This is a genomic window from Kitasatospora sp. SC0581 (assembly GCF_048159585.1).
Taxonomy (GTDB): Bacteria; Actinomycetota; Actinomycetes; order Streptomycetales; family Streptomycetaceae; genus Kitasatospora.
On the sequence record NZ_JBLRWA010000011.1, the window covers coordinates 217,975 to 224,507 of the forward strand.

Sequence of the window (6,533 nt, forward strand, 5' to 3'; positions counted from 1 at the left end):
TGTCCCGTCAACCCCTCCCCCACTCCCTTCCGGTGAGATGTTCATAAAAAGAAACGCGCCGACATGACGGCTTCGCGCCCGCGCCCCGAAGCCGTCACGCCGACCATTCCGACATGTCGTCAGCTGTGGGACTGGTGCACCGAGTTGGTCTCCTGGATCTGCTTCCAGGACTTCGGCTCCGCCGGCAGCCCACCCTCCGCCCGGCCCGCGGCCGGCGCCAGCGAGGCGGCGGCCGCGGCACCCGGCGGCACCGGCCCGACCGCCGGCTTGCCGGGGGTGAACAGCCAGGTGTTCAGCACGTCCCCGAGCTTCTTCCCGGAGACCTTCTCCGCATAGGCCTGGAACTCCGGGATGGTGGCGTTCCCGTAGCGCCGCTCGGTGGGCCAGCCCTTCAGGATCTTGAAGAACTTCTCGTCCCCGACGGCGTTGCGCAGCGCCTGGACGGCCACCGCACCCCGGTCGTACACCGCGCCGGAGAACTGGTCGTCCGGGCCCGGGTCGCCCGGCTTGACCTTCCAGAACGGGTCGTCGGCCGGGTGCGAGGCGTAGACGTAGTCGGCGAGCTCCTGCGCGGTTCCCTCGTTCTCGTGCTCGGACCAGAGGAACTGCGAGTACCGGGCGAAGCCCTCGTTCAGCCAGATGTCGCTCCACTTGGAGAGCGAGACGCTGTCCCCGTACCACTGGTGGGCCAGCTCGTGGACGACCACCGAGGTGTTGGTGCCCCGGGCGAACTGCCGGGGGCTGTAGAAGATCCGGGTCTGGGTCTCCAGGGCGTAGCCGGTCGGCACATTGGGGACGTAGCCGCCGACCGAGCTGAACGGGTACTCGCCGAAGTAGCCGCTCAGCCAGTCCACCAGTTCACCGGTGCGCTCGACGCTCGCCCGCGCCGCGTCCGCGTTCTCGCCGAGGTCCTTGCTGTACGCGTTGTAGACCGGCAGCCCGCTCGGCGTGGTGTCCCGGGTGATGTCGAACTTGCCGACCGCGAGCGTGGCCAGGTACGTCGCCTGCGGCTTGTTCTCCCGCCAGCTGTACCGGGTCCAGCCGGCCTGCGAGGTGGTGCCCGTCAGCACGCCGTTGCTGATCACCTGGTTGCCGTCCGGGACGAGCACCGAGACGTCGTAGGTGGCCTTGTTGCTCGGGTGGTCGTTGCTCGGGAACCACCACCAGGCGGCCTCGGGCTCGTTCGCCGCCACGGCGCCGTCCGGAGTGCGGTGCCAGCTGGTGAAGCCGTACTTCTTCACCGTGGAGGGCACGCCCTTGTAGCGCACCACCACGGTGGCCTGGGAGCCCTTGGCGAGCGGCCGCGCGGGGGTGATCTCCAGCTCCTGCTCACCGCTGGTGGCGAACTTCGCGACCCGGCCGTTGACCCGCACCTCCGAGACGTCCAACGCGAAGTCGAGGTTGAACCGGGAGAGGTCCTGGGTGGCCGTCGCGAGGATGGTCGTGGTGCCCTCCAGCTCGTCCGTGGCGGGCTGGTACTTCAACCGGATGTCGTAGTGCGAGACCCGGTACCCGCCGTTGCCGTAGGTCGGGTAGTACGGGTCGCCGACCCCGGCCGCGCCCGGCTGGAAGCCGGAAGCCGAGGCGGGAACGGCCAGGAACAGGCTCAGGGCACTGGCAGCAGAGACGATCAGCCTCTTGCGCACGTGGTCCTCCAGGGATCACCGGAACGATTGGGTCGGATCGATCCTTGTCCCGGCAGCCCCTCGTCCACTCCCCTCCGGTGAGATGTTCATGAAAAGAAACCCGCCGACACGACGGCTTCGCAGCCCAGCCGCGAAGCCGTCACGCCACCTCACCCACCCCTGAGGCCCCTGAAGCCCCTGAAGCCCCTGAAGCCCCTCACACCCCTCCTGCCCCTTACGCCCCGAGCACCACCGGCGCCCGCACCAACGAGCCGTACTCCGTCCACGAGCCGTCGTAGTTCTTCACGTGCGGGTACCCGAGCAGCTCGGTGAGCGCGAACCAGGTGTGCGCGGACCGCTCGCCGATCCGGCAGTACGCGATCACCTCGCGCTCCGGCTCCACGCCCTTCCCCCCGTACAGCGCCCGCAGCTCCTCCGCCGAACGGAACGACCCGTCGTCGTTGGCCGCCTGGGACCACGGGATGTTGACCGCGCCCGGGATGTGCCCGGGCACCTGCGCCTGCTCCTGCGGCAGGTGCGGGGGCGCGATCAGCTCGCCCCGGAACTCGGCCGGCGAGCGGACGTCCACCAGCACCGCGTCCGCCCCGGGCTTGGCGAACACCTCGGCCCTCGCCAGCACCTCGTCCCGCAGCGCCCGCAGCTCCGGCCGCTCGGGCCCACTCAACCGGAACCCGCTGTGCTGGTAGTCCATCACCGCACGGGTGAGCTCCCGCTCCTCCAGCTCCCACTTCTTGCGCCCGCCGTCCAGCAGCCGCACCGGCCCGAAGCCGCGCAGCCGCAACAGCCAGTAGGCGTAGGCGGCGAACCAGTTGTTGTTGCCCCCGTAGAGCACCACGGTGGTGTCGTCCTCGACCCCGGCCGCCCGCAGCAGGTGCTGGACGCCGTCGCGGTCGATGTAGTCCCGGCCGACCTGGCTGTGCAGGTCGGTGGTCCAGTTCCAGCCGACCGCGCCGGGGATGTGGTCCCGGTCGTAGGCCTCGGTGTCCTCGTCCACCTCGACGACCCGGACCGTCCCGTCGTCCAGGTGGTGGGCCAGCCATTCGGTGCGGACCAACGCCTCGGGGTGCGCGTAGCCGTTGCCGGTCATCCCAGGCCCTCCTTCGCTCTGCCCAGGCTGCGGCGCCCGACCACGGGCACGGCGGGCCGCGCGACGACGACAGGCGTACGGGCACGGCGAGGGGCCGGCGACCGGGCCGGACAGTTCGAACCTACGCCGCCCGCCCGGCCCCGGCCACCCCGCGCTCCCCGGGGCTCAGGAGAAGACCACGGAGCGCAGCTTCAGTCGGTCACCGAGCTTCTTGCCCGGGTTCATGACGTAGAAGACGTCGCCCGAGCAGCCGGAGTCCAGGAAGACCGTGGCCGTGGACTGGGTGCGGTTCTCCGGCGCGAAGCCCGGGTCCTGCTCGGTGGTCCACGGCAGGTCGATGCACTCGCGGCTCTGCGGGTCGGCCAGGCCCACGGGGACCCCGGGGCCGACCTTGTAGAGGAAGTCGCCCGTCGCGGCATTCGCGGAGAACGGGACGGCGAGGACGAGGGCGACGGCGCTGGCGGCGGCGAGCATGGCGTTGCGGAGACGCATGAGTGAGGGCCTTTCAGGTGGTACTCGGCAGTACCCGGTTAATTGGTGCGAGATCACCCTAGAGGCCCAAAAACCGCAGAAACGGTTCTTCTAATCCACCCATTCGAGTGGTTTAAGGGTTAAAACCGCGACCTGCCCCGTCATACGAAACTCAGTTCGGCGGAGCCGTGAAGAGATACCCCGAGTCGACGAGCACCGGCAGGTACGCCTTCAACGCCGCCACCGTCTGCGACCGGTCCCCGCCCCCGTCGTGGTTGAGCACGATCGACCCGGGCCGGACGTTCTTGAGGACCCGGTCGATGATCGCCGAGGTCCCCGGCCGGGCCCAGTCCCGCGGGTCCACCGACCAGGCCATGTTCCGCATCCCCAGGTCGGCGGCCACCTTGAGCGAGACCGCCGAGAAGTCCCCGCCCGGCGCGCGGAACCAGGTGGGCTGCCGGCCGGTGGTCCGCTGCAGCAGGTCGGAGGTGCGCTCCAGCTCGTCCCGCACCTTGCCCTCCGACATGTGTCGCAGGTCCGGGTGGGTCCAGGTGTGGTTGGCGATGTGGTGGCCGCGGTCCGCGATCTCCCGCACCAGAGCGGGGTGCTCGACCGCGTTCTCGCCGATCAGGAAGAACGTGGCCCTGATCCCGTACTGCTCGAACATCGACAGCACGGTCGGCGTGTACCGGGGGTCCGGCCCGTCGTCGATGGTGAGCGCCACCACCTTCCGCTCCGGGTCCAGGTCGTACACCGGCTTGCTCTCCGCCTCGGAGAGCGCCCGGCGCACGGGCACCGCGCTCGGCGCGGCGCCGGACGGCGGCGCCGGCGAGGGCACCGCGGACGGCGTGCCCCCCGGGGCCGCCACCGACGGCGCGGCCGACGCCCCCTCGGTCCCCGCCGGGGCCGCGGCATCGGCCGCCCCCGCCGCCGCGCCGCCCTCCCCTCCACCCCAGGGGCTCCGACATCCGGCGGCCGTCCCCAGCAGGGACATTCCGGCCGTAACCAGCAGCAATCTGCGCGAAGTAATCTGACGATCTGACAGCATTCTGGATGCTTCCCCCGGCCGTCACCACGGTTCCCCGAGGGCAACTCCGACGGCCCCCATCACCACTCCGACGGCTCAAGGCCACCGGCCGTCCACTCCACATCCGAAGATCTTCCACGGATCTTCCCCGACCGGACGCTCCACCTCCCGTCCGGACCGCTACGCTGTGCCTTCCCCAGTGTGATGATCTGCCATCAGAGGACGTGGCCATGACGACAAGTCAGGACTCCCCCCGCCAGGGCCCGCAGGACGACGACGCCACCGAGCTCAGCCAGTGGGAACGCTTCGGTGTCGACACCACCGCCCCGCACTCTGCGCGCGTGTACGACTACTGGCTGGGCGGGAAGACCAACTTCCCGCCGGACCGCGCCATGGGGCAGGCCATCGAGCAGGCCGTACCGAGCGTCAAGGCGATGGCCAAGGCCAACCGGGCGTTCCAGGGCCGGGCCGTGCGCCACCTCGCCCAGGAGCACGGCATCCGCCAGTTCCTCGACCTCGGCACCGGCATCCCGACCTCGCCGAACACCCACGAGATCGCCGAGGCGGTCAGCCCCGGCACCCGGGTGGTCTACGTCGACAACGACCCGATCGTGCTCGCCCACGCCCGCGCCCTGATGGTCTCCAGCCCGGCCAGCCGCACCACCTACATCCACGCCGACCTGCGCAAGCCCGAGGAGCTGTTCGCCGACCCGGCGCTCACCGCCACCCTCGACCTCACCCAGCCCGTCGGCCTGCTGATGATCGCCGTACTGATGCTGATCGCCGACGAGGACGACCCCTGGGGCCGGGTCGCCGCACTGCGCGACGCCCTGCCCGCCGGCAGCTGCATCGCCCTGACCACCCCCACCCCGGACTTCGACCCCGAGGCCGTCGGCAAGGTCGCCGAGGCCGCCCGGGCCGGCGGGATGACCCTGGTACCGCGCGGCTACGACGACGTCGTCCGCTTCTTCGACGGCTGGGACCTGGTCGAGCCGGGCGTCGCCCCGGTCCTGGCCTGGCGCCCCGACGGCGAGCCCCCGGCCGACCCGAAGGCCGCCTACTACTGGGGCGGCGTCGCCATCAAGCGCTGACCAAACGCCGACGACCGGGTGGGACGGCCAGAACCCGTCCCACCCCTCACTTCCCCTCCCCCTCCCCCCACCCCTCACTTCCCCTCCCCCCACCCCTCACTTCCCCTCCCCCTCCCCCTCACTTCAACAGCCGCGACAACCGCCGGTCCGCCAACGGCTTGCCCCCGGTCTGGCAGGTAGGGCAGTACTGGAACGAGGAGTCCGCGAAGGACACCTCCCGAATGGTGTCCCCACACACCGGGCACGGCTCGCCGGTCCGGCCGTGCACCCGCAGCCCGAGCTTCTTCTCCGCCTTCAGCTCCCCCGCCGCCAGCCCCCGCGAGCGCTCCACCGCCTCCCGCAGCGTGCCACCGAGCGCCTCGTACAGCCGGGCCACCTCGTCCTCGGTCAGACTCGCGGCCAGCTTGTACGGCGACATCCGGGCCGCGTGCAGCACCTCGTCCGAGTAGGCGTTGCCCACCCCCGCCAACACCCCCTGGTCCCGCAGCACCCCCTTGAGCCGACGCCGCTCGCCCCGCAACAGCGCCGCGAAGTCCGCCAGCGTGAAGCCCGGGTCCAGCGGATCCGGCCCGAGCCTGGCCACCCCCGGCACCTCGGCCGGCTCCCGCACCACGTACACCGCCAGCCCCTTCTTCGACCCGGCCTCGGTGAGGTCGAACCCGTCCCCGGCCTCCCCCGCCAACCGCACCCGCAACGCCAGCGGATTGCGCGGAGAAGGCCGCGGCGGCTCAGCGGGCAGACCGTCCTTCCACCGCAACCAGCCCGCCCGGGCCAGGTGGACCACCAGGTGCAGCCCCTCCGCCTCCACGTCCAGGAACTTGCCCCGCCTGGTCACCGCCCCGACCGTCCGCCCCTCCAACGCCGTCACCGGCGGGTCGTACGTCTTCAACGCACTGATCGCCACCGGCTGCACCCGAGCGATCACCCGCCCGGTCAACCGCTCGGACAGGAAAGCACTCAACGCCTCGACCTCAGGCAGCTCCGGCATGCCCCCAGTCTCCCCCGACCCCCCACCCCCCGCCTGCGCTCCCACCCAGCGGGCGCGCAGGGCGAAAGCCCGCGCGCCCGCAACAAAACCTCCCCCAACACCCACCCACCCACGGCAACCCCCCACCCACCCCCTCCTCCCCTCTGGCGAGAGGGACGCGCTGCGGGAGGGGGTGGCGCAGGGGGTGGCCGCGGAGAGGGGCGTGACGGGTGATTTTCAGACT

The 6,533-nt window shown here is 71.2% G+C and carries 6 protein-coding genes; 1 reads left to right on the forward strand and 5 read right to left on the reverse strand.

Annotation, left to right across the window (positions count from 1 at the left end; genetic code table 11):
• Positions 1-119: 119 nt before the first annotated feature.
• The 4 genes from ACLWS4_RS19750 to ACLWS4_RS19765 all read right to left on the reverse strand — a co-directional run bounded on the left by ACLWS4_RS19750 (position 120) and on the right by ACLWS4_RS19765 (position 4,042).
• Positions 120-1,646: a M1 family metallopeptidase gene (locus tag ACLWS4_RS19750; RefSeq protein ID WP_416874792.1), complete on the reverse strand. Its 1,527-nt coding sequence runs from the start codon at positions 1,644-1,646 to the stop codon at positions 120-122.
• Between the two features lie 214 nt (positions 1,647-1,860).
• On the reverse strand, positions 1,861-2,733 hold the full coding sequence (locus ACLWS4_RS19755) for a sulfurtransferase (protein WP_380744118.1): 873 nt from the start codon (positions 2,731-2,733) through the stop codon (positions 1,861-1,863).
• A 165-nt stretch (positions 2,734-2,898) separates the two neighbouring features.
• Positions 2,899-3,225, reverse strand: a complete 327-nt coding sequence (locus ACLWS4_RS19760; RefSeq protein ID WP_416874793.1) for a hypothetical protein — start codon at positions 3,223-3,225, stop codon at positions 2,899-2,901.
• Positions 3,226-3,376: 151 nt separating this feature from the next.
• On the reverse strand, positions 3,377-4,042 hold the full coding sequence (locus ACLWS4_RS19765; RefSeq protein WP_158077770.1) for a polysaccharide deacetylase family protein: 666 nt from the start codon (positions 4,040-4,042) through the stop codon (positions 3,377-3,379).
• Positions 4,043-4,461: 419 nt separating this feature from the next.
• Here ACLWS4_RS19765 and ACLWS4_RS19770 point away from each other — a divergent pair, with 419 nt between their 5' ends.
• The gene (locus ACLWS4_RS19770) at positions 4,462-5,322 is read left to right on the forward strand and encodes an SAM-dependent methyltransferase (RefSeq protein ID WP_074005195.1); all 861 of its coding nucleotides are present in this window, start codon (positions 4,462-4,464) and stop codon (positions 5,320-5,322) included.
• A gap of 118 nt (positions 5,323-5,440) precedes the next feature.
• On the opposite strand, the gene ACLWS4_RS19775 is transcribed toward ACLWS4_RS19770, so the two are convergent.
• Positions 5,441-6,310, reverse strand: a complete 870-nt coding sequence (locus ACLWS4_RS19775; protein WP_117486950.1) for an Fpg/Nei family DNA glycosylase — start codon at positions 6,308-6,310, stop codon at positions 5,441-5,443.
• Between the last annotated feature and the right edge of the window lie 223 nt (positions 6,311-6,533).

Bases quoted from the DNA above. Each gene is read 5' to 3' on its own strand.
- ACLWS4_RS19755 (WP_380744118.1), bottom strand. From the start codon at position 2,733: ATGACCGGCAACGGCTACGCGCACCCCGAGGCGTTGGTCCGCACCGAA.
- ACLWS4_RS19760 (WP_416874793.1), bottom strand. From the start codon at position 3,225: ATGCGTCTCCGCAACGCCATGCTCGCCGCCGCCAGCGCCGTCGCCCTC.
- ACLWS4_RS19770 (WP_074005195.1), top strand. From the start codon at position 4,462: ATGACGACAAGTCAGGACTCCCCCCGCCAGGGCCCGCAGGACGACGAC.
- ACLWS4_RS19775 (WP_117486950.1), bottom strand. From the start codon at position 6,310: ATGCCGGAGCTGCCTGAGGTCGAGGCGTTGAGTGCTTTCCTGTCCGAG.